This is a genomic window from Saprospiraceae bacterium, assembly GCA_016716185.1.
GTDB lineage: Bacteria > Bacteroidota > Bacteroidia > Chitinophagales > Saprospiraceae > Vicinibacter.
Genome location: JADJWV010000001.1, coordinates 116,037 through 141,148 on the forward strand (window position 1 = coordinate 116,037; position 25,112 = coordinate 141,148).

Consider the following 25,112-nt stretch of genomic DNA (forward strand, 5'->3'; position numbering starts at 1 on the left):
GGTTTAATGTTAATTATATATATAAAAATCTTTACTTTACAAATCATTAACCTGGACTTTCCTGCAAACCCCTGGAACTGGCATAAACCCTTGCAAGTCAGCTGCATAAATTGCAAATGAAAAGATTTCGAAATATCAATAATTTGATGTCAGATATTAAATCCAAACCTTAGTCCCTTCGGTGCAGTTTTTACAGATTTCAATCCCGGATCTTTCTTTCCAAACCTGGTTTCGAAAATCAGCATAGTCTTTATCTTTCCATATTTCAGCCAGTGTTTTGTCGTTCAGATTTCCCAAAACGTGATTTGCGTCTTTGTCAAAACAGCAAGGAACAACGCGACCATCCCAGGTAATTACCGGAGAGCTCCACATCCTCCAGCAATGGTTGGAAAACTTATTGTCGATCGCATAACTTCCATCGCTGTTCTTTTTATACCGGGAATAAACCTCAGTTTCCGGAATGAAACCGGATCCCGAATTGAAATCATAAACCTGCGCGGTCTTGAATCGGATTTCATCACAATGCAATTCCTTCGCCAAATTCTTTGCCGCTTCCATCTGGTGCACATTGTCCCGAATTACCAAAAACTGAAATACGATATGAGGATTATTCTTTTTCAATTGCCGCTTTGCGGTCACAAGATTTTGTATGCCCGATTTAACTTTTTCCAGTTGTCCTCCGACTCTGTACAATTCATATATATCCTGAGTTACACCATCCACCGAAACGGTAAGTTGGTCCAAGCCCGACAACACAGTTTCTTCGCAATTCATAGGAGTTAAATAATGACCGTTAGTTGATGTGGATGTAAAAACTCCTGCAGTATGCGCCAGGCGAATACAGCGATATACTTCTTCATTTAAAAACGGTTCTCCCTGAAAATAAAAATTCAAATACCAAATGTGAGATAACCATTTAGGCAACCAACTTTGAAAATCATGCATTTGAAGATGTCCTGTTGGCCTATTGAATGACCGGAGTCCGGAAGGACACTGCGGACACCTCAAATTGCATGCGGTTGTAGGTTCTATCGACAGAGAAACCGGATAACCGCAATGCAGCGGTTTTCTGAGGACTCTGGAAAGCCAATAAGACCCCAGAACACTCCAAAGGTTCCACACACGCCTGATGCTGGCCTTTCTCAGTATTTTCAACTTCAATGCTAGGTTCACGAACCCTGTTTGCACAAAGTTAGGCGTTCCAATGTCAATAAGAATGATAAATGTATTTATCCATAGAGTTATCATTTCCAAAATACACGCTACAATTTAAAATAAGAAACTTCACTATTTTGATGCTTTAGATGAACTTTAGAAATCATACTCCAGTATCTTGGTTTGTTTTTACCTTGCAGTCTGTAAGAAATCCTCAATGAAATTTTTAATTGCCGGTCTTGGCAACATGGATAAAGAGTACCTGGGTACGCGCCATAACATAGGTTTTGATGTTATTGATGAAATTGCGGGAAAACTTCAGGTTACATTTACTACTGCCAATTATGCTCACATCGCTTATGCTTCCTATAAAGGCAGGAAAATCGTCCTGATCAAACCTACGACTTACATGAATTTAAGCGGTAAAGCAATTAAGTTCTGGTTGCAAAAAGAAAATGTCAAAATCGAGAATCTGTTTGTGGTCCTTGACGATCTCAATCTGCCTTTCGGGAAAATCAGGATACGGCCAAACGGATCAGATGGCGGACATAATGGCCTGAAAGATATTCAGGAAAATCTTATTTCCTCAAACTATGCCAGGCTCCGGGTTGGTATTGGGAATACATTCCCTAAAGGGAGGCAAGTAGATTTCGTTTTGGGAAAATGGAATGCAGAAGAATTAAAATTGCTGAATCAAATCAAGGTCCTGGCAGCTGAGTCTTGCCTTTCCTTTTGTTTTGCAGGCATTCAAAATACCATGAATATGTTCAATTCGAGAAGCATAACAGCTGAGTAATCTAATCTGCTGAGGTCCCGTATGAGGGTTTGTCTTCTTACTAAATTTTGCTTTTTATCGCTTTGCAGTTCGATCATTCTTTCAGGCTTACTACAACATTCCTTCATGTTATACAACCGATGAATTCACTAACTCCTGAACTAAAAAATGGAAGCAGCTGTTGCAAGCTGCCCCCACCTCGACTAAACGCATCATTAACCAAGCTTTACTAGCTCCAAACCTAAAAATTGATTCTCCTCCTATCAGAATTCCGATTGAATTAATAAGCAGGAATTCCTTTCAGTTCATGCAAATTATTAGGATCGGGATCAAGACCTCTGGAAGTAAATGCCAACGATTCCCTTAAAAAAACCGAATATTGAAGGTGATTATCTATTCATCGAACAGGAAATCAGAATCTCTTACCGTTGTAGCGATCCATTAGCATTTATACCAGTTCTTCATTGAATCCAATGCTACCAAAGATTTAGTCTTTGCTTACATAATTGTTCAGAATAAAAATTTCAAAATTATAATTCAATATTTTTACAACAGGCATAATAGCCTGGTTCGCATTTCACATTACATTTCATTTGAATCCCCGATCCCACTAAAGTTCCTCCGTGTTCAACTGAACATTCCGTGGCTCCTCTGCCTCCATGATCACATGAAGCCTTTATTGTGTTTTCTTTACACTTACAGCTTACTTTATCAACATCCGGATTGCTGAGCGGGCCATTGTATCCATAAAAAAAAGGATGGTAGTAATTTCCACTAACTTTTGCCAGGCTATAGCCGGTAACATTTGCGACAGGGTCATTGCCAAGCATCCATCTGATTTTATCTCCGGAATCCAATTCAATTTCCAATCCCGAATCAAGCTCCCTCAGTTGACGAACTTCAATATGCTGCTGAAAATCGCGAACTGAATTGGTTGACAAAATATAAATTTCATCCTGCGCGTTTCCTTTGGTTTTCAACAAGATCTGATAACCGGGAATGCCGGTAATTTGGTACGAAGTAGTATTGTTTCTGATACTTAAATTGTTCTCTTTCAAGAGTTCCCTATCCTGATCGCAGGATATCAAACAAAAAATAAACATCGAAATTAAAAAATGGGTGTGTTTCATAACTTAAAATTAAATGATTAGAAAATAAGTTTAAATCAAACGCCTTTACAACATGCATAAAATCCGGTAGAACATTTGACGCTGCAACGCTCCTGGAAATTGCTTCCACCTCCGGATGCAGATCCGGATATGCTACAATCGGCAGCACCTTTCCCCCCGGTATCGCATTTTTCCTGAGTGCTGTTCAAATTGCATTTGCATTGGATCGCACCTACATCAGGATCACTTAGCGGACCAGAATCATCGTAAAACAATTTGTAATGGCGAGGACCACTCACTATAGAAAGACCTGAACCAAGATATGCTGAAGAATCGGGTCCGCTGACCAGCATCTTAAATTCTGAACCGTCGGTTAACTTAACTGCTATGCCATGATCAGTTTCACGAATGTTGTCGACCTGCAACTCTTTTTTAAAAGTGGGTATGAATGGCGTCTCTAAAATGTAAACAGGATCATCTGTTTGTCCGTTTGTTTTTAGTAAAACTATGTCCTGCCCTGTAGATAAAAAAGTATAGGCAACGGAAGCCTTCTTTGCGGCAACCGAATTAACAAGCTGCGGCGGCGCATCTTCTTCACAGGAAATAAAAAACAGACAGATTAAAATACTAAAGAAAAAACATGTGTGTCTCATAATCATAATTGAATGGGTGTGTAATTGTCCTTTTTCACACAGTGGGACTGCTGCGTCTGAATGACTCTATGCATAGTTGAATCAGAATAAGAGCAAAAAAATCTGATTAGAACTGATTGTAAAAATTATTAAGGAAGAATCTGATCACTGATTTATTCTATGAGCCCATCCTTTGATTGAATTCCATATGGTATTGAAATAGCACCAATGATCAAGGGGTAGTTCCAAATAGAAAAAACACTTATATATCATCCCAATTCATGCCATGGAATCCATTTTCTTAGCTTAAAGGCGTAAGGCTGAAGGCGTAAGGCTGAAGGCGTAAGGCTCCTATGTATAAAATATGCCCCTAAAGCCAAGATCTTTGGCATTTAATTCAAAAGTGTAGAGATCCCACAAATCTCGCAACTTTTGAATTAAATGTCTGTCGCGTTTTTTTCTCTTCTGAATAATTTTTCTTTATCTATCATTCTCCTATTAGCAGTCGATCCTTTTATCGCTGCAAGAATCTTTATTAGTTAGAAAAGAATGGTAAGCCGCAATCTAAAATTAAGTGGACTATGCCACAGCCTTCGGCCGGCGGTCTTACCATTTGATTTTAATATGTCATTCTTGTTTGGATAGTAAAGTTATAATTATTCATAGTTTTTATCAATTTCTTTTATCTATTTTTCTATTCCTGACTCATATGGCTTTCCGTCCATCCATACTTTTCTTATCCTGCTCAGTATTTTCCTGGCAATAATTATAATTGCTCTTTTATTTGTCACTCTTCTGCATAATTGTCTGTAACACAAACTCAATGCCGGATCAATTCTTACTGAGGTCCATGCGTTTTCTATCAATAATGATCTGATCCTATTGTGTTTTCTATATGACTCTTCCCTTCTTTTCCTTTTCCCCACTGCTGAATTCATTTGGACACAATCCTATATAACTGTTTAGGCTATCAAAGTTTGCAAACCGATTCATATCTCCTATTTCTACAGCAAGAGTTACTGCCGTAAGTCGCCCAACCCCAGGGCCGCTTTTTACTAATGGGACTAATCTTACATATCTTTCTTTCTTCGTCATCTCTGTTATATCCTTAAATATCAATCTCTGCTGTTCATGTAAGCCGGCTATGGTCTGTATTGATCGCTTCACTGTTAATTCAAAGGACTTATGTTGCAATTCCAAGCCTTCTAACCATCTTACGTACTTAACACTCCAATTCCCTTTACTAAATTCTGTTGGAATTTTTACCCCAATATGATGTAACAGTCCCTTAATTCGTCTCTTATTATCCCTGATTTCACAACCCACTTTCTCACTCATTCGCAACAGCTGCCTATCTGCTTGTTGCTCTATATCTGGAATGTATATTCCCTTTAACATTCCGCTTTCCAAAGCTATTGCTAGCCTTTTAGAGTCTACTTTGTCAGTTTTATTACTCTGGCCTTTGTTCGTCTGTGGAACACTGGGGATTTACTACTATACATTCAACTCCCAATTCCTCTAATCTCCTCAATATCCAATATCCACAAAAACCTGATTCATAAGCACATCTGTATTTACCCCGAAAATTCCTTGCCAAATAGCTGTATAATTTGCCGGACACGGATCCTGTCGAAAACTCTTAATATACAGCCTATCAAAGTAAACGGTAATGTACCAACTTGTCAAGTGTACATCAATACCTACCGAAATTGTCTGGTTGCTATAATCAACCATTTTGTGCGCTTGTTCCATATGAATTGCATTTTAAGTTTTATTAAATTTAATCCTTAATTTCTAATGCTTTATCATATTTTATTACATGGATTCTGAAGGCGTAAGGCGTAAGGATTCTGAAGGCGCAACCATTATGCATATAATATATTTTCAATTCGAATGCAGAAATTGGGATCATTGAGAATCTTCATATAAGTCAGCAACGGCTTACTTAAGCAATCCGCAGATTTTCAAAATTTTACATTAAAAATAAAAGGGAATCCTATTACCTTTGCAAACCTTAAAAAAATGGCTTGAGAAGCCAAATCAAGGATCTAATTAATTGAACATCAATATATTAATTATTCGAATATGGGAATGATAACTAGTATACGGAAGCGTTTATGGGTGGTCACTGTGCTTATGGCCTTGGCTTTGCTTGGATTTATTGTCATGGATATGACCTCCGGAGGTTCGGCTTCGCTGTTTAATAATCCGGACACGGTCGGTAAAGCAGCCGGGCAGGATCTGAGTTGGAGAGAGTTCCAAAATACAGAGCGCGTGTTGTATGCCAATTCTGAAGTGGATTATTTCGGTCGCAAAGATTATCTCTGGAATCAATTCGTGGAAAAGAGCCTTTTGGATGCCGAAGCAAAACATACGGGCACCGGTGTCAGCGAGGGAGAAATGCAGGAACTGCAGTTCGGTTACAATTTATCTCCTATCATTCAAAGAAATTTCAGGGATCCGAATACCGGCGAAATCAATCGCGAACAACTCAATGTATTCAAGCAAGGCCTTGAAGACGAGAGCCTCGACCCACGTTTAAAAGATTTTTGGCTTGTTCAGGAAAAAGAAGTCGTCAAAGACCGCATGTATACCAAACTCAACAACATTGTTTCAAAGTCGCTGTATATGCCAAACTTCATGATCGAACGCAATCAATACGAAAGCAATTACCGACTGGATTTTGCCTATGGAGTCATTCCTTACAATGCAATCAACGAGGAAGACATTAAAATAGAGGAAAGCGACTACGAAGCGATGAAAAAAGAAAAAGAAGCAGCTATAAGCACCGAAGAAGAAACCAGAACTGTAAAAATTGCGATATTGGAGATCATTCCATCACAGGAGGATTCCAATCTGCTCAAAGAATCGTTGGCAGCTAAAATTGAAGGATTTAAATCAGCCGATAACGATTCCAGTTTTGTGGTAAGTAATTTGGGTACCTGGGATGAAGCTTATAAATCCGCCTTCGAACTGAATCCGGGAATTCAGGATACACTTTTCAAAATTCCCGTTGGAGAAGTCTATGGCCCTTACATCGAAAACGGTGAATACAGGATTTCTAAAGTACTCGATCGCAAACCCATTGCCGACTCTGTAAAAGCAAGTCATATATTGATCCGGGTCCAAACCAGAGAGCAGTACATTGCCGCTGTTAACTTACTGGATAGTCTCTCAAACCTGGTCAAAAACGGATCGGCCAGTTTTGACTCTCTTGCCATGAAATTTAGTCAGGATCCTGGTTCCGCCGTTAAAGGTGGTGATCTCGGTTTTGCAACGAAAGGGAAAATGGTCAAACCATTCAACGATGCGATTTTTTACCAAATGAAAAAAGGAGATCTCAAATTGGTTCTTTCTCAATTTGGTTTACACCTGATTCAATTGGAAGAAGCTGCATTCAACAGTAATAACATCGAAGTACACCTTGCAACTATAGCTGAAACTATTTTGCCAGGAGAACAGGTTGCCAACAGCTTATACGATTATGCTCAAACTATAATCCAGGAAAACCGCAGTTTAGCAGCTTTGGAAGAAACCTTGAAAAAGGAAGATAAATACAAACTCGAAGTTGCCGGTAACCTCTTTGAAAACTCCTATCAGATTGCTTCTATCGGAGCATTTTCAAGCAATACAGCAAGAGACATCGTCAGATGGGCTTTTTCAAAATCAACCAAAGTTGGAGATGTCAGTCCTGAAGTTTACAGCATACAGGAAGAACAAAAAAAATACACAAACAAATATGTAATCGCCAGTTTGTCTGAAATCGTTCCGAAAGGAATTGCTTCAATTGAACCGTTCAGAACGCAGTTCAAAAATGAAATACTGAAAAGGAAGCGTTTTGAAATGATCAAAAATAAAATTGGAAACGTCACCGATCTGACTTTTGCACTTGGGGAGTATACCTTAAATGCAGTTGATACCGCTACCAATGTTTCTCCATATAGTGGTTATATTACCAATTATGGAGAGGAATCCAGAGTCATATCCAGCCTTACAAAACTTGAAGAAGGGCAAACGTCGCAGCCACTGATGGGAGAAAAGGGAGTTTTTGTTTGCAAGGTGTTGAAGAAGCAGGTTCCGGCTCCTATTGCCAACCTGGATGTATTCAGAACCTTCTATGTGCATCCCGCTAAAAATGTAGCCATGAATTATATCATGCCATCTCTTAAAAAACATTACACGGTGAAGGATATGAGAAGCAAGTTTTTTTAATGTCCTTTGATTAAAATTATTGAATTAAAAGCCCGGCGAATTACATTCCGGGCTTTTTTTATACTTTTAATTCGCAATGAAGCTGTAGAGAATGCGTTTAAGCTTAATGAAAAGCCAGATCACATACACTATTCTATTGACCTTTCTGATCCTCGGTTCCTGCGATAACCAAACGCACATAGAAACCAAACACCCCAATGGTAAACTTGCCGAGTCTTTCCATGTGCGGATTCACGGAAAAGACAGCATGAGAACCGGGTCTTATCTCCGTTATGATGAAAATGGAGCCGTACTCGAAGAATCCAATTATTTGAATGGAAAACTAAATGGTTTGCGCAAATTATATATAAATGGTATACTATCCAGTATCGAAACCCGGGTTGATGACAACTACCATGGGCCCTTTACAGCCTATCACGAAAACGGCAATATCCAATTGGAGGCGAATTATGTAAACGATGTCATGTTAGGACCCGTAAAAGTTTACTATCCCGAAGGTGGGTTAAAAGAAATCGTTAACTTTGAAAACAATGCAGAGACCGGACCTTTTACGGAATATCACCCAAATGGTAAACTGAAAGCAGAGGGATCTTATCAACAGTCGGACGGACCGGTTGAACATGGTGAATTACGGATATATGATACTTCAGGTATACTCCTGAAAATTATGCAATGTGATATGGGTAAATGTACAACTACATGGAAAAAAGATGCACTGCTTACAAATTGATTTTCTTTTGTCTGCCATTAATGATGCAGGTTTATGCACAAACCGGCGGACAATATATTTACCAATTTCTGAATGCATCACCCGGTGCGAGGGTGAGCGCTTTGGGAGGCATGCCAATTTCCTGGAGGTCCAATGATCCTGGAGTTGTTTATTTGAATCCTGCTTTACTTCAATCCGAAATGAGTGGTGCTATTCAATTCTCCAGTCTAAGTTATTTCTCTGATATTCAATTTGGTCATTTTAGTTATTCCCATAGCCTTGATTCTCCTTCCTTAAACTTTCAGGTGGGGATTCACTATGCGAACTATGGAGATATCATCCGCACGGACCCATTCGGAAATACATTGGGTAATTTTAAAGCTTCGGATTCCGATATTTATCTGGCGGCTTCTAAATTATTCAAACAAAGAATTCAGCTCGGAGCAAGTTTGCATTACATTTCATCCAGCCTCGATCAATACAGCTCACAAGGTCTGAGTCTCAATGCCGGGATCTCTTATTTTAACCCGGAAAAAAATTTCGGCCTGAGTCTGCTTGTAAAACATGCAGGATTTCAACTTAGTAAATACCAGAATAAACCCGAGCAATTACCTTTTGAAATTCAACTGGCATATTCAAAAAAATTAAAACACCTTCCACTCATTTATCACATCGGTTTTCAACAATTGCAACGGTGGGATATTCGTTACGATGATCCCAATTTGCAGGATGGAGGCGTGCTTTTTGGAGAAGAGAACGAAGACAGTGCCGTGGAAAAGCAATTTTCTACATTTCTCCGGCATTTTGTTTTTGGAATCGAATTGAATTTTGGAAAAAATGAGAATTTTTCTCTCAGATTGGGTTATAACAACCTTCGGAACCGGGAGTTGTCTTTGGCGGATTATCGAAGCTTCGCAGGACTTTCCGGTGGATTTGGAATTAAAATTTACAAATTCAAATTTGATTATTCTTATGCTTCCTATCACATTGCAGGAGGGACCAGTCAGATCAGTATCAGCACTAACCTGAACAGCTTTTTAAAAGTTTAAAAAGCTGAAAGCGATAAGCTGAAAGCTGTAAGAAAAGATTGATGATTGGTATATGGACTCCTTTTTAGAAGGTGAAAAGATCTTTATGCATGAGCAGTCATGAATTCTTTAAAAATTTATTACAACGCCAGTGAATCCAAGCTGGTCTCAACAGAGAATTCAAATATCGGTGTGGGTTTCAAATTATAGATTCCATTTTTTATCAAACCCTCCAAGAATTTATTCCTGATGATTCCAGTATGCCTTTCGATACGAACGCACGTTTGTTAGTTATACGTATACAATGAAAACTGCTCCCCGCGTATGGATTAATTAAGTAGACTTCTCAGCTTTATGATGTCGGGACTGAAGACAGCAAACTGAAAACTACAAACTATTCTTCCTCCTCATCCGCCGGCCTGTTGGCGTCTCTCTTGTCATATGCTTTTAATATTTCTTTGACAAGACGGTGCCGCACCACATCATCCCGATTGAGGTAAACTGTAGTGATTCCGTAAATATTCTGCAATAGTTTTGTGGCGTGGCGCAATCCGGAAACTTGTTTGTAAGGAAGGTCGATTTGCGAAAGGTCACCGGTAATGATGCATTTTGCAGAGGGTCCCAGTCGGGTTAAAAACATTTTGATCTGCAATGGGGTGCAGTTTTGGGCTTCGTCCAGGATGATAAATGCCTGGTCCAGAGTCCGACCCCGCATAAAAGCAAGCGGAGCGATCTCTATGACACGGGTTTCCATAAATTGCTGCAGACGTTCAGCGGGAATCATGTCGTCAAGCGCATCGTAAAGTGGTCTCAAATACGGGTCAATTTTTTCTTTGAGATCCCCCGGCAAGAATCCAAGGCTCTCCCCGGCTTCTACCGCAGGCCTGGTTAGGATAATTTTTTTGACTTCCCGGTTTTTTAGTGCCCTGACTGCAATAGCAACAGCGGTATAAGTTTTTCCGGTACCTGCCGGGCCAATCGCAAAAACCACATCGTTTCCCGCACTGGACTCCACCATGATCTGCTGGTTTTGAGTCTTGGCATAAATCACCCGGCCTTCCCGACCATGAACTAAAACCATTTTATGCTCATTTGGCCCCACCTGATGCTGATAGGGATGATCTCCATGCAGCAAATCTTCTACGGCCTGAAAACTCAATTCCTTTTTATCCCGAAGGAGTTTCACCATAGTTTCAACTTTCTCTTTGACGGCCTGGGTATCCTTTTTCTTGCCTGTAATTTTGATCAGGGAACCCCTCGATGTGATTACGGTATCGGGGTAGGATTTCCGGATGAGATTTAATTTGCTGTTGTTTTCTCCAAAGAGTGCAACGGGATCGAGGTTTTCTACGGTCAGGATAATTTCGCTCTGTGACAATTAATTATATTTTATCTGTTGATTAATAATTGTTTACAAATATGAGTTTTTTATTGGATTTCTCACAAAAATTTAAAATATTAAAATAAAGGCTACATTAATTTTACAAATCTTTAAAGGTATATGATAACACGCGTTGTAAAAATGAAGTTCCGCGAATCGGAAATTGAAACTTTTGTGGAATTGTTTAATGAAGTGAAAACGGCCATACAATCCTGTAAAGGTTGCATCTCGGTGAAGGCTGTCCGGGCTTTAAATGAGCCCCAGACCATATTTACGATCAGCTATTGGGACTCGGAGTCAGATCTCGAAAATTATCGCGGTTCAGAATTATTTTCTGCAACCTGGGCGAAAACCAAAGCCTTGTTTGAATCGAAGGCAGAGGCCTGGACTCTGGAGGAAATCTAATGATAAAAAGCAATCCGGCGATTGTGAGCGTGGGTTCATAAATTTTATTTTTTCTTATCGTATTGATTCTCTTTTATTTATACTGCATACTTATTTATTAATTAAAAATTTCATTTAAAAAATTTGGAAATGTCGATTGTATTAAAGGTATATTTGTCTTAAATTATTTAAGAGTATTTTATCTTAATTATGTAAGTTTTATACTTCTTTACCTAAAATCCTGATGATGGAAACAAATGGCCAAAATGGACACCACAAAGAATCAGTCCGATCCAGAAGCATGAATTATATCATGGACACCAAAAACTGGCGGGGTCCGCTCATATTTATATTTATCATCAGCCTTCTGGGTGTTGGAATGATTGGATTTCAAACCTACGTCGATGCTCCACCCATGTCGGGATTCAAAGATCAACAGGGAAAGATACTTATTGACCAAAAAACGATTGAGCGTGGTCAGGAAGTTTTCCATCAGAAGGCGTTGATGGAATACGGAAGTTTTTTTGGGGATGGCGCGCAAAGAGGCCCGGACTTTACCGCTGAAGCTCTTCGCTACATAACTGTTTATATGAATGACTTTTACGTAGCAGATTACAGAAATAAGTCGGGAAATGTTCCCAATGAATTTGAACGGAAACAAATCAACGAACAAGTTAAAAATGAGCTGAAACAAAATCAATTCGACGATAAAGATCGATTGGTAAGTTTGTCTGCCGCTCAGGTTTATGCATACCAGAATCTGATTCAATATTACACTGATTTTTATGTCGATAAAAATGACGGACAAGGATTTCCACCAACTGATTTTCTCACCGATAAAAATAAAATTGCAGACCTGTCTGCATTTTTCTTCTGGGGCGCCTGGGTATGCGTTACGCAAAGACCCGGTACTGATTTTAGTTATACGCATAACTGGCCTTTTGATCCCTTGGCAGGCAATACGCCAACATCCCCGGTCATTCTCTGGAGTGTATTGGGTATGTTGGCTTTTGTGCTCATGTGTGGAATTGTCCTTTATTTCATTGGACAATACAATCAGTTGCCTAATAAATTTTTCAAACCCCCAAAAAGAGATCTTTTTACCGTAGCACGCGTAGCCGCTTTCAAACCAACCCCGACACAAAAAGCTACGTACAAGTTTTTTGCCGTTGCCATTTTACTGTTTTTCCTGCAGGTGGTTGGCGGTTTGGTCACCATCAATGATTTCATCAACTGGCTGTCCTATTTTGGGATTCATATTACGGATTCAGTCCCCGTAAATATTCCGAGAACCTGGCACATCATGCTTTCTCTTTATTGGATTTCTACTTGCTGGATCGCTTCTTCTATTTTTATTCTTCCCATTCTGGCTAAAAAGGAAGTTCCGGGACAATTAAAGCTTGTCAACACTTTATTTGTTTTACTCTTTATTCTCGTCGGCGGTTCGTTAGTCGGCATGACTTTAGGCCCGCTTGGTTTGATGGGCGAATGGTGGTATTGGCTCGGACATCAGGGATGGGAGTTCGTCGATTTCGGTAAAATGTATCAGGTTTTATTGATGGGTATTTTTGCGCTCTGGATTGTCGTTGTGTACCGGGGACTGAAACCGGCTTTTGTAAAAGGGGAAACCTGGAGTTTGCCCAAGTGGATCATGTATTCCGTCATCGGAATTCCATTGCTATTCTTATCTGGGTTTGTAGCCAAGCCTGAAACTAATTTTGTGATTGCCGATTTCTGGCGTTGGATGGTGATCCATATGTGGGTGGAAGCTTTTTTCGAAGTATTTATTACTGTCATCGTCAGTTACCTCATGGTTCTCATGGGATTGGTAAGCCGGAATGCTGCGATCCGGGTCGTTTATTTTGCAACCATTTTGTTTCTCGGTACCGGTTTATTAGGCATTTCTCACAATTTTTACTGGAATGCAAAACCTGTCGCAACCATGGCATTAGGTAGCGTATTTTCAACATTGCAATTTGTACCACTGATCCTTTTAACTGTCGAGGCCTGGAGATTTAAAAACATGCCAAGGATTGCCGTTGGAGACGTTGCACACGATCAGTTGCAGAATTTTGGTTTTCCGGAAGTTTTCAAATTTTTGATTGCTGTCAATTTCTGGAATTTCTTTGGTGCAGGCGTAATGGGCATAATCATCAATTTACCCATTATGAATTATTTTGAACACGGTACTTATCTGACCGTAAATCACGCACATGCGGCATTGATGGGAGTATATGGAAATATTTCTCTGGCTGCTCTGCTCTTTGCTTCGAGGCTTACGATAAAAAATATTGCGTGGAATGAAAAAGTAGTCAATTTTTCTTTTTGGTCCATCAACGCAGGATTGATGCTGATGGTCATACTCGATCTATTTCCTGCCGGCTCTATTCAATTTAAAGCCGTTGTGGAACAAGGCCTTTGGTATGGACGTTCACATGAATTCATTGATACAGGAATTTTTAACTCTCTTACCTGGTTAAGAGGTATTGGTGCAACTGTTTTCTTTTTCGGCGGTGTCATTCCTTTGACCTGGTTTATTGTGTCGAGGTGGAATTCATTAAAAGCCAAAACCACGCATATTCAGGAAATGGACGCCACCATAGCATTGGAAATCGAAAAAGGTATACCTGTAGAAGAAGAAGTTGAATTGGTAAATTAAGTACGTTTGGATCACTAGAGAACCCTAGATCATGTTCATCCGGTGTCTTTTGTTCAACTGTTGTAACAAGCAGGTTTAATGAAAGACACCTTTTTATTTGCTATCAACGATTGCAGGTCAGATTGTTTTCCTTTATCAAGGAATTATATACACAATTGAAATTGTAATTATATTTGGGATTGTTTCTGCCTAATTACTTGCTTTCATGCGTACACTTTCAAAAGCCACAATTTATTGTCTGAGAGCCTTGATCTACGTGGCCTCGAAAAATGAAAAAGAAAAATACATCAATATTGGAGAGATTTCGGAAGAATTAAATATTTCCTTTCATTTTCTTACAAAAACTTTTCAGATATTGACACAAAACGATTTATTAGTTTCCCACCGCGGGCCCCATGGAGGTATCTTGCTTAAAAAACCCATGGAAGAAATCTATCTTATTGATATCATCCATATTCTGGAAGGCGAAGATTTTTTCGAAAAATGTTTGTTAGGCCTGCCCGGTTGTGGTTCGAACGAACCCTGCCCTGTTCATAAATTCTGGAAAGATGTAAAAGGCGCTCTTCAGAAAGAATTTGAAGAGACTTCATTATCGGACCTTGCAGCCGCAATCAAGATGAAGAAAATGAGGATTTAATCCCTGATTTTTTCACAGAGTCCGAATTGTAGAATTTTTTTTTTCAAATAATTATATTAAAAAAATATTTCATATATATTTAAGAGTTTTTAATCTTTTTTATATATTTGCTCTGCGGTCTCTTCAGATTTTATGAGGGAAGCCGGATACTTTCAATCAATTACTTTGATATGAATCAATTTGTCATCAAACGAAACGGGGTTTATCATCCCCTGCTCCCTTATAAAATTTCAGATGCCATCTGCAAGGCTTTCGAAAGTCAGCAACAGGATGTTGATCAGGAATTAATCGATTACGTTTTTTCCATGTTGGTCCAAAAAACGATCTGGGCTGTTGAAGAAATTCAGGACCTCATTGAAAAGCAACTTTTCTCCAGGGGGCATTTTGAAACCATGCGTGCTTTTATGCTGCACAGGCATACGCGAAAATTGCAACGGGAGCATGTTCATGGCCTGAATGACGACACAACTTACATCGATTCCACACAAACCATCGAAGAATATGTTTTCCAAAAGGACTGGAGAATCAACGCCAATGCCAATACATCTTATTCCAGTGCTGGACTGATCAACAATGTAGCAGGAAAGGTCATTGCCAATTACTGGCTCGATAAAGTTTATTCCAAAGAAGAAGCCTATGCCCATCGCAATGGAGATTACCACATACACGATCTCGATTGTCTTACCGGTTATTGTGCCGGCTGGAGTCTTCGGATCCTGCTCAACGATGGATTCAATGGAGTCAGGGGCCGTGTGGGTAGTCGTCCTCCATCGCATTTGCGCGAAGCGCTTGGCCAGATGGCCAATTTTATGGGGATTCTCCAAAGCGAATGGGCCGGTGCCCAGGCATTTAGTTCGTTTGACACCTATCTGGCACCCTATGTATTTAAAGATCAGCTCAGCTTTGAGGAAATTCTGAAAGCCATCCGCAGTTTTGTTTACAACCTCAATGTACCCGCCCGGTGGGGTCAGTCTCCGTTTACCAACATCACTCTGGATTGGGTCGTTCCCAACGATCTTAAAGATCAATTCCCCAGTCGCCTCGACAAGCACTTATTCGAAGGCATGAATAACGAACAGTTGTTAGCCTGTGCTCAGGAGCGGGGAATTTTAAAACTGACCGATCTTTGTTACAAACATTTCCAGAAGGAAATGAATATGATCAACAAAGCGTATTACACAGTCATGACTGAAGGGGATTCCAACGGACAACCATTTACCTTTCCAATTCCTACAGTCAACATCACAGAAGAGTTTGACTGGTATGGAGAAAACACGGATATACTGTTTGAAAATACTGCAAAAATTGGTTCATCTTACTTTCAAAATTTTATAGGCAGCCAATATCTGCTCGACGGGGAAGGCCATAAAATAGAAAATCCATATGCATACAAACCCAATGCGCTCAGAAGCATGTGTTGCAGACTTCAATTGGATCTCCGTGAATTATTGAAGAGAGGGAATGGCTTGTTCGGAAGTGCGGAAATGACCGGGAGCATCGGCGTAGTCACCATCAATCTGGCTCGTTTAGGATACTTGTATAAAAACGACCGGGAAGCTTTGTATCAAAAGCTCGATGGGTTGATCGAACTTGCAAAGTCAAGCCTGGAAAAAAAGAGAAATTTTATTCAACTTCTTTATGATCGCGGACTCTTTCCTTACACGAAACGTTATTTGCCACATTTCAGAAATCATTTTTCAACAATCGGGATCAATGGAATGAATGAAATGATCAGGAATTTTACAGATGACCGATGCAACATTGTACATCCCGAAGGCCGCGAACTGGCATTACATGTACTTGAATTTATCCAGAAAAAAATGTCCCTAATCCAGGAAGAAACAGGCAATCTGTATAACTTAGAAGCTACCCCGGCAGAGGGAACCACTTACCGTTTTGCAAAAGAAGACAAGAAGAGATTTCCCGACATCCTTCAGGCAGGATATGATGATCACATATATTATACCAACAGTTCACAATTGCCGGTGAATTATACCGACGATCCTTTTGAAGCATTGGAACTTCAGGATGAACTGCAATGCAAGTACACCGGTGGTACAGTCCTTCATTTATATATGAGAGAAAAAATCAGTTCGCCTGAAGCCTGCAGAAAACTCGTTCAAAAAGTGATTTCAAATTTCCGGCTGCCCTATATCACTGTCACTCCCGTATTCAGCGTATGCAATATCCATGGCTACCTCAACGGCGAACACGAGTATTGTCCAACCTGTGATGAGCAGCTTTTAAAATCTTTATTAACCGATCCAAACTAATTTGAATTATGGAAACCAAACAACAACATGTTCAACTTCTTCAGCAACATCAGGAAAAGAGAACCAAATGTCTGATATTTACCAGAGTGATGGGTTATCACCGTCCAGTAGAAAGCTTCAACATTGGAAAAAAAGGTGAGCACCGGGAAAGAAAACAATTTATTGAAAAAGAACATGTCTAATCCCATTTATCATATCACTCCGTTTACGCAACTGGATTATCCCGATAAACTGGCCTGCATCATTTGGTTTGCAGGCTGTAATATGCGCTGCCTGTATTGCTACAACACTGAGATCGTCAAAGGAAAAGGTCGTTTATCGTATGAGGAAGCTCTTGAATTTTTAAAATCGCGAAAAAATTTATTGGATGCCGTGGTTCTAAGTGGTGGTGAATGCACCATGCATATCCGTCTTGAAGAATTTATTCATAAAATAAAAGATATGCATTTTCTGGTTAAAATAGACACCAATGGATCTCATCCACGCCTATTATCAAAACTAATACGGGAAAATCTGATAGACTATGTCGCTCTTGATTTTAAGGCTCTTCAAGACAGGTTTTTTAAAATTACGAGGTCGGATCACTTTAAGGATTTTGAAAAAACACTGGAGCTCCTGGTCTCCTCAAAGATACCCTTTGAAGTCAGAACTACAGTGCATTCAGAATTTCTGGACCAAGACTATTTAATCAGAATGGCCAGGTATTTAAAAAACAAATCCTATTCAGGTACCTACTTTTTACAATCCTTCTTTAACGACATTCCAACTTTAGGTTCACTTAAGAACGATTATAAATCAATTCCAGCAGAATTTATACAAAATGCAGGATTACAAATTGAAGTGAGAAAATTTTAATGTTATAATTTATTTTTGAAGTGATTGGAATATTCGACATTAAAAAATCAGGGTGGCTCTATGCACTGGTCTTATTATAAAAGCTGTTGTAAAAAGGCAAACTGATGCCTGTCCTCAATAAATAAAATAAAATTACGCATATCAGCGTACTGAATAAGATAACAGAAAAACAAATTGCCTGGATAACAACCCCATCGGGATGCTGATTCTGGAAAGGCAATGTTGCAATAACTGCTGCTCCCAATCCCTTTGGTATCATCATGCTGATGATGGCTCTATCTACAGTTGGCGTTTGTGAAGTGAATAATCCTTTAACGACGAATAATCTGACAAAAAACAGGCAGATGGTGATAACGGCACCCCAAAGCAACCAATCCAAACGGTCAATACGGATATTAATACCAATAAAAATAAAGAAAAATGTTCTTAACAAAAAAACAATTTGAGAAAAGAAATCTTTTTCTTCATTAGGAAGTACAATACTTTGATTCGGAATTATTTTACTCAGGAGTTTGGGTTCGAAATACTCAAGATTTCCAATGGCAATCCCAAAAGTGAGTGCCGTCAATGGTCCGCTAAAACCAAGGTATTCGGATAGTCCGTAGACAATAAAAAGAAATGCCGGAGTAGAAAATTTGGTGGCTTTCAGAGATTGAATCTTATTGATGATGTAAGACCAGGTAAATGCACTCAGTACGGCTATCAGGACTGCCATTACCAATGAACTAATAAACTGGGAAAACAGCATTTTGGTATTAATTTCTCCGGTCATCATAAATCCCAGAATACTAATCGGAATAGCAAGTGTAAACACATCCGATTCCGCGGATTCCACGATCAGTGTTGTGGCTGTTTTTGATGTAATAGAAATTTGTTTTACCAAACCAACCACAACTGCAGCAGAGGTTCCTCCGAGAGTACTCCCAATAAACAAACTACTAAGCCAGAAAATGTCGAGTACAAAAAAACAAAAAAGGAATATGACGACTGCCGTGCTTACGAACCCAAAAGTGGTAATCGCTGCAGAATCCTTAAATGATGCTTTAAGAGATGAAATCCTCAAATCGGTCCCGCTTTCAAACAATATAAATATCAAAACCAGATTGCTGAACAGCGAACCGAATTGTCCAAAAATGTCTGGGCTTACTAATTTTGTTATTGGTCCGATAATCAATCCGATGAGCATCAGGCCCAAAACATCCGGCACCCCTTTTCTGACAAACAAACCACCCAGGTAGTGACCAAAAAAAATAAACAGCCCAATGACAATAATAATGAGTGAGGTTTCCATATTCTATATTCCCGACCAATTTAACGCATAATTTGAATAAAATATATTAGGCGTAAAAGTAAGGGATAATAATCTACATTCAGGTTGAAGCAAATCAGTTATAAAGTATTGGTTATCAATTCTTTAATAAAATTTGAGTGTCGTTTTGTGTACTGCAGATTTTCATCTTCGGAAGAGTTTGTGGCTAATTTTCAGCAAGTCCTTAAGGTGTTTGAGTTTTGGTTCCGGTTCGCTGCATTTCCTAAGGCTGATTATTTTACCTTCTGTGTTTTGACCGGAAGTTGTGATGATCTTTTGGATATTTCCAATTCTTACAATATCTGTCCATGAGTAGTTGATACTGTGTGCTTTGAGTTGGTTTTAATCCAACAAGGATGTGCACATGGTCTGGCCTTCCGTTAATCATCATTATTTTTTGATTTTTATTTTTAACGATGCCTTTGATGTATTGATATAATTTTTTCTTCAATGTTGTAGAAATGATATTGGCTCTGCCTTTTCCGGCAAATACTACATGAACGTAAAATTGTGTATAGGTAATAGCCATTTTTCTCCCTTGGTTTCGCTCCTACGGAGCTGGTAAATTTTTTTTTGACTCTTGCTATTGACCTGACGCCCCGATGGGGCTGTTTCTCCATTTATCTGTTCCGTTTTTTTTTGCAACACCTTTTTGGTTGGTTATAAAGACTTATTTAAATTTTTTTGAGGTTTAATTCCGTATTGGTGCGTTGCCAAGATTGCCTCTTTTTTTTTAATTGACTCCCGGCTTGCCTTGGTTTCGCTCCTACGGAGCTGGTAAACTTTTTTTGACTCTTGCTATTTACCTGACGCCCCGATGGGGCTGTTTTCCCTTTATCTGGTCTGTATTTTTTTGCAACACCTTTTTGGTTGGAGATAAAGACTTAATTTAATTTTTTTGAGGTTTAATTCCGTATTGCTGCGTTGCCAAGATTGCCTCTTTTGTTTAATTGACTCCCGGCTTGCCTTGGTTTCGCTCCTACGGAGCTGGTAAACTTTTTTTGACTCTTGCTATTTACCTGACGCCCCGATGGGGCTGTTTTCCCTTTATCTGGTCTGTATTTTTTTGCAACACCTTTTTGGTTGGTTATGCTATATAATCAGCAATCATCCTCCTCATTTTTAAGCTCGGTTTGAACGTTTTCCAAATAAAATCAACATTTATCCTTCCCAGTTATAAGCTCCGTAGGAGCGACATGTCAATAGAATCAACAATCATCCCTTTCCTCTTTGAGCTCCGTAGGAGCGACACCATAGTTTGCCTTTATTTCGGGCTCCTTCACCGTTTTAATTTAGTCATTTACAAGTACATTCGATCGCTATTCAATTTCTGCAACTTTATCAATTGATTTTCGATTTATAGCAATACAGTCCATCACGAATTTGTAATGCATAAAAAAAGCCATCACTATCTGTGATGGCCTTCAGTTTTTTGTGGGAGATACTGGGTTCGTCCCGATATTTTGGCAACACTTTTTACCAGACAAGCTTCTCATTCCAAAATATCGGGACAGTGACCCAAGCCATATTTTTCCACCAGCTTCGTTATCTTTTTTCGATTACTTTTTAACGACTCAATGTATTTCCTCGATTTTTGGGACTTCAAGTGTGCCTCAAATTTTCTTGACTCCTGAATATCTTTCATTTCAAATACCAGATACCTTTCCCAGTCTGTGGCTCTTGTTGTAAAAGATCCAATGAATTGGTGTTCATTATGCCATCGCAATCGCTGCTCAAAATCTTCCGTCTCTCCAATGTAATAACGGTCTATCGCCTTGCTATAAATGATGTAAACGTAATGCATAAAAAAAGCCATCACTAACTGTGATGGCCTTCAGTTTTTTGTGGGAGATACTGGGTTCGAACCAGTGACCCTCTGCTTGTAAGGCAGATGCTCTGAACCAGCTGAGCTAATCTCCCTAAAAGGGACGCAAATATAATTTAAGCGCAGAAATTCTACAATAAGCGTTTAGAATTTAATAATTCATATATGTAATTCTTTGGATTCCAATAGAAATATTCTATGCATTCGGGTTTTGTTCCCGCATTTCTACCAGAGAAATCATCCGAAACAAAAAGGCAACTCCAGTAATAGAAGCTGCTGTCAGTATAACCTTGAATTTCCAATCCACTTCAAGGAAATATATTCCTGTCGAAAAGAAGACAGACAAAAGAAAAAACAAAATTGAAAATATGACAAAATCTTTACTTATGATGACCAGTTTATCTCTCCACACCATGATGGCCTGTATGATAAATAACATGCCATGTACCGTCATTGCAATTAATGCAGATGCAAGTACTCCAAATTCAGGAATGAAATAAATATTGCCAATAATGGAGATCAATGATGCCAGGGCATAGTACACCATAAGATTGACTTCCCGGTGAATGGCCTGGTAAAACGCTCCCATTATAAAATTCAGACTGGCCGGTAAAAATGCTATCATCACCAATTGAAATGCCTGTATCCAAATCAACTCATCGGTATGATACAATATTTTAATCCATATTTCTGCATAAAAATATCCGATACAACTGACTAACATCGTCCCTACAAATAGCCATTTGATAGAAAGTTGAAATAAACTGCTGAGCTTTTCCTGCTGTTTGTACAGTCTTGAAAACATGGCCAGCAACAAGCCGCCCACTGCCAGCGATATCATGCTTGCCGCTTCAAATAATCGCATGGAGGCGGCGTAAACTCCTGCCTGATGTGCTCCCTCCGGATGTAATCGATGCAACAACACGGTATCCATTTTATTGTAAAGGGTGCTGAATAAATAAATACCCACAAAGGGTAAAGTCGAAACTAACAATCGTTTGTATCTTGATACCCCTGCCCAATTCCATTGAAGATTCAGGCCTTTTTTCTTTAAAAAAAATAAACTCAAAATCCAGGTGATCAGGAGCGATAGGCTCTGCATCCATACAAAACCATCAACTGTTAAAAGTTTTTGAAACGCGGGTACCCACAATACAGCGGTCCCCATAAGCACCAACAGAAAACGGTCCAATACCGAAAAAAAACTATCCTGTCGGTAAAATCCCATTCCAGAAATCGCAGATCGGTTGAAAAAAATGGCACTCACTACCACCTGATTGGCTGCTAAATGTAATATCAGGGGCCACAAGGGTTTGTTATAGTTCCCCAGGATACAAACAAGAAGGATAAACCCTAAATAAATCAGAGATAAGATTACTTTCAGTGCTGTGAAATCCTGAAACCGTTGCTGGCTGTCATCTCTGTTTTGGCTGATGTACCGGTTGGTAAAATTTTGAAGCCCAAAATCATTAATGAATTGGAAAAGCAAAGTCAAATTAAATAAACTATAATACAGACCATACTGTTCTGCCCCTAATACAAGTTGAAAAGGTCGGTCAACCCCCAATAAAAAGTAAACTTTGATCAATAAATTACTAACCAGCAATAAAGCTGCATTGATTACAAATTCGCGCTTCATGTGAGTCCGAAAGATACAAAAGCAAGCGGATTCATTCGAATGGGCAAGTCTGTAAGCTCTTGTTTTAAACTTTAGATAATTTTATACTTTTGAAGCTATATTCTAAATTCATGAAACGCACTTCTATTTTCAATTGCTTTTCGATGCTCTTTGTAATTTTAATGGCATATGGCGATGTCACATCCCAACATATCCGATTTCAAAAAACCTACAGTCCAAATGCTTTCGTTGCAGGTATAAAAAACAACCAGGCCAGCTTTTATGACCTGGAAAGCCTGTCTGATGATGGTTTTGCAACCCTGGGATTTATCAACGATACCCTCAATGGTTCCGAAGGCCACCTGGTGCGCTACGATTGCACTGGAAAAGTGATTTGGGGAAAACGCCTCGGATTTTCCGGATCGCCTACAAATACTAATGCCGGAATCGTTGAAACGCCCGATGGAGATATCGTTTTCAGTTTCAATTTAGGTACCGGTTTTTTCAGAGCTTCCATTCTGGTTGGAAGAATTTCAAAAGACGGACAGACCCGTTGGATGAAACGCATTGGAAACAGCACAGAATTTGGTCGCGATATCGTCCTGACACCCGATGGTGGAATTGTGGTCGCAGGCAGTACCGGAACCCATGGTACAGATGCGCAGGCTGACGATATCTACTTATTTAAATTGGATGCCTCCGGAAATTTAATGTGGTCAAAAACTTACGGAAATCCTTCAGGAACATACGACGAAGCATTTGCTGTAAAACTGGATTCCCGTAACCGAATCATCGTGACCGGCCGCTGTATTGCCGACACAACATTTCAGGCTTTCATTTTACAGGCGGATGAAAATGGGAGTCCACTGCGGTTCAAAACCTGGGGTTACCACAATCAAAGAACCAATGCATTTGATTTGCTTGTCGATAAAGAAGATCATTACCTGATTACCGGTTTCACCACTTTGCTCGAAGACAATCATGCCAGTTCGGAGAGCGATGCCTATCTCATTAAAGTCGACAGCACCTTAAACACAGTATTTGCCAATGTTTATGAGGTGAATCGCGGCAATGACAACAGCACCATAGGGGAGGGATTGGCTTTGCTTGACGATGGCGGTTATGCTATCGGTGTCAGTACACTGGCTTTCTCTACGCATAATGTCAATTTTCCAAATGCGCCCAATAAGAATGCATTGTATATCATAAATAAAAACGGAAGCATCCGTAAAATATATCTCTACAACCAACATGGATCCCAATATACCTGCGTCCGTAAAAGCTTTAACGGTTCTGTACTCATTGGAGGATTCTCCCGGGCTTACACCGACCGAAACCACAGTCAGGGGCTCATCATTAAAACCGATAATTTATTTCAGTCGGGTTGTTTTGATATCGACGTCACTCCGGAAGTGAGTTTGTACAGTCCTACCTGGCAGGTTGCAGATTACACGTATCAGATGAGATCCGGATTTCGTTCGCTTGATTACCTCAATTACAGCGATTCATTAGGCCATGAACAGGTTCTTTGTGAGGAAATTCCATTCCTTGCACCTGATTTTAATGCTCCGACAGAGGCTTGCCCTGGGCTGATTACTTTTGAGGATCAGTCGTCCGGTCCCGGTAGCGGTTATTGGTTGATTAATCAGGATACGATCAGGGTAGATGGAACCCTCGATTATACTTTTACCAAACCCGGAGTGTACCAAATCTCACGGATCCTTCAATTCAGTTGCATCGTAAAAACAACCACCAAGGAGCTGCTTATAAAAAACGCACCTGTAGATAGCATTGCCCGGTTTATATGTGCAGGCGATTCTCTTGTGTTTCGTGGATTGACCTATAAGCAATCCGGAATTTTTACTTTGAAATACCCGGGCGGCGCCGGAACATGTGATTCCATTTTTATATTAAACATGTCTGTAAAGCAACCAACAGAATTATCTGAAAGTCTGACGTTCTGCGGACCATCGTTTAATTATTTAGGAAATACTTACGATCGTTCGGGTGATTACCGCATAGCTATACAAGATCAAATTGGATGCGACAGTCTGATCATTCGATTGAAGCTGGATAAAGTTTACGATGTAACCAGTATTGCGCCTACTGAATTAGATACCGTGAAGTTTTGCGATCAATTCATTTACAAGGAAAAGATTTTTACACAGAGCGGGGTTTATAAAAATTTTCCCGTCGATACACTCGACGATTGTAAAATAGAAAGCATTAATATGATCCTGGTTGACGAATGCAATTGCCTTGCTTTCCCTAATGCGTTTACCCCTGCCAATGGAGATGCCATCAATAATGATTTCCGACCTTTTGTCTTATGCCCCGGACTAATAGGTCAATACAGTTTGAAGATTTTCAACAGATGGGGGCAGGAAATATTTGAAAGTCTAAGTCCCGATTCAGGCTGGGAAGGAACTCAAGATGGAAAATCTTTACCCATTGACACCTACATGTATCAATGCAATTACGAAATCCGTTATACAGATACAGACATCCGGAAAAAATCAAAAAAAGGCTCGGTAACGCTTATCAGATAAAT

The 25,112-nt window shown here is 39.5% G+C and carries 21 protein-coding genes and 1 tRNA gene; 11 read left to right on the forward strand and 11 right to left on the reverse strand.

The annotated features are described in order from the left end of the window. Positions 1–156: 156 nt before the first annotated feature. Complete coding sequence (locus IPM34_00430; GenBank protein MBK8954010.1) at positions 157–1,248, reverse strand: SPASM domain-containing protein; 1,092 nt, start codon at positions 1,246–1,248, stop codon at positions 157–159. 124 nt (positions 1,249–1,372) lie between these two features. Between IPM34_00430 and IPM34_00435 the strand changes: the two genes are divergently transcribed. Beyond that, on the forward strand, positions 1,373–1,951 hold the full coding sequence (locus IPM34_00435; protein MBK8954011.1) for an aminoacyl-tRNA hydrolase: 579 nt from the start codon (positions 1,373–1,375) through the stop codon (positions 1,949–1,951). Between the two features lie 509 nt (positions 1,952–2,460). Here IPM34_00435 and IPM34_00440 read toward each other — a convergent pair. The 4 genes from IPM34_00440 to IPM34_00455 all read right to left on the reverse strand — a co-directional run bounded on the left by IPM34_00440 (position 2,461) and on the right by IPM34_00455 (position 5,423). Next, complete coding sequence (locus IPM34_00440; GenBank protein ID MBK8954012.1) at positions 2,461–3,060, reverse strand: hypothetical protein; 600 nt, start codon at positions 3,058–3,060, stop codon at positions 2,461–2,463. A 35-nt stretch (positions 3,061–3,095) separates the two neighbouring features. Beyond that, positions 3,096–3,692 (reverse strand): hypothetical protein, encoded by a 597-nt coding sequence (locus tag IPM34_00445; GenBank protein MBK8954013.1) that lies wholly within the window; start codon positions 3,690–3,692, stop codon positions 3,096–3,098. Between the two features lie 870 nt (positions 3,693–4,562). Further along, entirely contained in the window at positions 4,563–5,081 is a 519-nt protein-coding gene (locus IPM34_00450) for an IS110 family transposase (protein ID MBK8954014.1), read from the reverse strand. Positions 5,082–5,198: 117 nt separating this feature from the next. Continuing rightward, a complete protein-coding gene (locus IPM34_00455) occupies positions 5,199–5,423 on the reverse strand; it encodes a hypothetical protein (GenBank protein ID MBK8954015.1) in 225 nt (74 codons plus the stop codon). 333 nt (positions 5,424–5,756) lie between these two features. Here IPM34_00455 and IPM34_00460 point away from each other — a divergent pair, with 333 nt between their 5' ends. The 3 genes from IPM34_00460 (at position 5,757) to porQ (ending at position 9,641) form a co-directional block, all read left to right on the forward strand. Then, positions 5,757–7,883, forward strand: a complete 2,127-nt coding sequence (locus IPM34_00460; GenBank protein ID MBK8954016.1) for a peptidylprolyl isomerase — start codon at positions 5,757–5,759, stop codon at positions 7,881–7,883. Between the two features lie 91 nt (positions 7,884–7,974). After that, positions 7,975–8,613 carry a toxin-antitoxin system YwqK family antitoxin gene (locus tag IPM34_00465; protein MBK8954017.1) on the forward strand — a complete coding sequence of 213 codons (639 nt, stop codon included), beginning with the start codon at positions 7,975–7,977 and terminating at the stop codon, positions 8,611–8,613. Then, positions 8,583–9,641 carry a type IX secretion system protein PorQ gene (gene porQ / locus IPM34_00470; GenBank protein ID MBK8954018.1) on the forward strand — a complete coding sequence of 353 codons (1,059 nt, stop codon included), beginning with the start codon at positions 8,583–8,585 and terminating at the stop codon, positions 9,639–9,641. Before IPM34_00465 ends, porQ begins: the two co-directional genes overlap by 31 nt. A 373-nt stretch (positions 9,642–10,014) precedes the next feature. On the opposite strand, the gene IPM34_00475 is transcribed toward porQ, so the two are convergent. Continuing rightward, complete coding sequence (locus tag IPM34_00475; protein MBK8954019.1) at positions 10,015–10,998, reverse strand: PhoH family protein; 984 nt, start codon at positions 10,996–10,998, stop codon at positions 10,015–10,017. 123 nt (positions 10,999–11,121) lie between these two features. Here IPM34_00475 and IPM34_00480 point away from each other — a divergent pair, with 123 nt between their 5' ends. The 6 genes from IPM34_00480 to IPM34_00505 all read left to right on the forward strand — a co-directional run bounded on the left by IPM34_00480 (position 11,122) and on the right by IPM34_00505 (position 17,809). Beyond that, on the forward strand, positions 11,122–11,406 hold the full coding sequence (locus tag IPM34_00480; protein ID MBK8954020.1) for an antibiotic biosynthesis monooxygenase: 285 nt from the start codon (positions 11,122–11,124) through the stop codon (positions 11,404–11,406). 223 nt (positions 11,407–11,629) lie between these two features. Further along, the gene (locus IPM34_00485; GenBank protein ID MBK8954021.1) at positions 11,630–14,044 is read left to right on the forward strand and encodes a cbb3-type cytochrome c oxidase subunit I; all 2,415 of its coding nucleotides are present in this window, start codon (positions 11,630–11,632) and stop codon (positions 14,042–14,044) included. A 205-nt stretch (positions 14,045–14,249) separates the two neighbouring features. Continuing rightward, positions 14,250–14,681, forward strand: a complete 432-nt coding sequence (locus IPM34_00490) for an Rrf2 family transcriptional regulator (GenBank protein ID MBK8954022.1) — start codon at positions 14,250–14,252, stop codon at positions 14,679–14,681. Between the two features lie 170 nt (positions 14,682–14,851). Next, positions 14,852–16,954 (forward strand): ribonucleoside triphosphate reductase, encoded by a 2,103-nt coding sequence (locus tag IPM34_00495; protein ID MBK8954023.1) that lies wholly within the window; start codon positions 14,852–14,854, stop codon positions 16,952–16,954. An 8-nt stretch (positions 16,955–16,962) separates the two neighbouring features. Further along, a complete protein-coding gene (locus IPM34_00500) occupies positions 16,963–17,136 on the forward strand; it encodes a hypothetical protein (protein ID MBK8954024.1) in 174 nt (57 codons plus the stop codon). After that, positions 17,129–17,809 carry an anaerobic ribonucleoside-triphosphate reductase activating protein gene (locus IPM34_00505; protein ID MBK8954025.1) on the forward strand — a complete coding sequence of 227 codons (681 nt, stop codon included), beginning with the start codon at positions 17,129–17,131 and terminating at the stop codon, positions 17,807–17,809. Before IPM34_00500 ends, IPM34_00505 begins: the two co-directional genes overlap by 8 nt. Positions 17,810–17,867: 58 nt before the next feature. Here the strand turns inward: IPM34_00505 and IPM34_00510 are convergent, their stop codons facing one another. The 5 genes from IPM34_00510 to IPM34_00530 form a co-directional block, all read right to left on the reverse strand. Beyond that, positions 17,868–19,100 carry a cation:proton antiporter gene (locus tag IPM34_00510; protein ID MBK8954026.1) on the reverse strand — a complete coding sequence of 411 codons (1,233 nt, stop codon included), beginning with the start codon at positions 19,098–19,100 and terminating at the stop codon, positions 17,868–17,870. A 256-nt stretch (positions 19,101–19,356) separates the two neighbouring features. Next, on the reverse strand, positions 19,357–19,647 hold the full coding sequence (locus IPM34_00515; GenBank protein ID MBK8954027.1) for a transposase: 291 nt from the start codon (positions 19,645–19,647) through the stop codon (positions 19,357–19,359). A 963-nt stretch (positions 19,648–20,610) separates the two neighbouring features. Beyond that, positions 20,611–20,922: a GIY-YIG nuclease family protein gene (locus tag IPM34_00520; protein MBK8954028.1), complete on the reverse strand. Its 312-nt coding sequence runs from the start codon at positions 20,920–20,922 to the stop codon at positions 20,611–20,613. A gap of 41 nt (positions 20,923–20,963) precedes the next feature. Next, positions 20,964–21,038: transfer RNA gene (locus IPM34_00525), tRNA-Val, on the reverse strand. Between the two features lie 101 nt (positions 21,039–21,139). Further along, complete coding sequence (locus tag IPM34_00530; GenBank protein MBK8954029.1) at positions 21,140–22,582, reverse strand: oligosaccharide flippase family protein; 1,443 nt, start codon at positions 22,580–22,582, stop codon at positions 21,140–21,142. A 110-nt stretch (positions 22,583–22,692) separates the two neighbouring features. On the opposite strand from IPM34_00530, the gene IPM34_00535 reads away from it, so the two are divergent. After that, complete coding sequence (locus IPM34_00535; GenBank protein ID MBK8954030.1) at positions 22,693–25,110, forward strand: gliding motility-associated C-terminal domain-containing protein; 2,418 nt, start codon at positions 22,693–22,695, stop codon at positions 25,108–25,110. The last annotated feature ends 2 nt before the right edge of the window (positions 25,111–25,112 follow it).

Excerpts from the sequence above, each read along its gene's own strand:
- IPM34_00495 (MBK8954023.1), top strand. The coding sequence starts at position 14,852 with ATGAATCAATTTGTCATCAAACGAAACGGGGTTTATCATCCCCTGCTC.
- IPM34_00510 (MBK8954026.1), bottom strand. The coding sequence starts at position 19,100 with ATGGAAACCTCACTCATTATTATTGTCATTGGGCTGTTTATTTTTTTT.
- IPM34_00435 (MBK8954011.1), top strand. The coding sequence starts at position 1,373 with ATGAAATTTTTAATTGCCGGTCTTGGCAACATGGATAAAGAGTACCTG.
- IPM34_00485 (MBK8954021.1), top strand. The coding sequence starts at position 11,630 with ATGATGGAAACAAATGGCCAAAATGGACACCACAAAGAATCAGTCCGA.
- IPM34_00500 (MBK8954024.1), top strand. The coding sequence starts at position 16,963 with ATGGAAACCAAACAACAACATGTTCAACTTCTTCAGCAACATCAGGAA.
- IPM34_00460 (MBK8954016.1), top strand. The coding sequence starts at position 5,757 with ATGGGAATGATAACTAGTATACGGAAGCGTTTATGGGTGGTCACTGTG.
- IPM34_00535 (MBK8954030.1), top strand. The coding sequence starts at position 22,693 with ATGAAACGCACTTCTATTTTCAATTGCTTTTCGATGCTCTTTGTAATT.
- IPM34_00530 (MBK8954029.1), bottom strand. The coding sequence starts at position 22,582 with ATGAAGCGCGAATTTGTAATCAATGCAGCTTTATTGCTGGTTAGTAAT.
- IPM34_00430 (MBK8954010.1), bottom strand. The coding sequence starts at position 1,248 with ATGATAACTCTATGGATAAATACATTTATCATTCTTATTGACATTGGA.
- IPM34_00445 (MBK8954013.1), bottom strand. The coding sequence starts at position 3,692 with ATGAGACACACATGTTTTTTCTTTAGTATTTTAATCTGTCTGTTTTTT.
- IPM34_00455 (MBK8954015.1), bottom strand. The coding sequence starts at position 5,423 with ATGGAACAAGCGCACAAAATGGTTGATTATAGCAACCAGACAATTTCG.
- IPM34_00440 (MBK8954012.1), bottom strand. The coding sequence starts at position 3,060 with ATGAAACACACCCATTTTTTAATTTCGATGTTTATTTTTTGTTTGATA.
- IPM34_00465 (MBK8954017.1), top strand. The coding sequence starts at position 7,975 with ATGCGTTTAAGCTTAATGAAAAGCCAGATCACATACACTATTCTATTG.
- IPM34_00505 (MBK8954025.1), top strand. The coding sequence starts at position 17,129 with ATGTCTAATCCCATTTATCATATCACTCCGTTTACGCAACTGGATTAT.
- IPM34_00520 (MBK8954028.1), bottom strand. The coding sequence starts at position 20,922 with ATGCATTACGTTTACATCATTTATAGCAAGGCGATAGACCGTTATTAC.
- porQ (MBK8954018.1), top strand. The coding sequence starts at position 8,583 with ATGGAAAAAAGATGCACTGCTTACAAATTGATTTTCTTTTGTCTGCCA.
- IPM34_00480 (MBK8954020.1), top strand. The coding sequence starts at position 11,122 with ATGATAACACGCGTTGTAAAAATGAAGTTCCGCGAATCGGAAATTGAA.
- IPM34_00490 (MBK8954022.1), top strand. The coding sequence starts at position 14,250 with ATGCGTACACTTTCAAAAGCCACAATTTATTGTCTGAGAGCCTTGATC.
- IPM34_00515 (MBK8954027.1), bottom strand. The coding sequence starts at position 19,647 with ATGGCTATTACCTATACACAATTTTACGTTCATGTAGTATTTGCCGGA.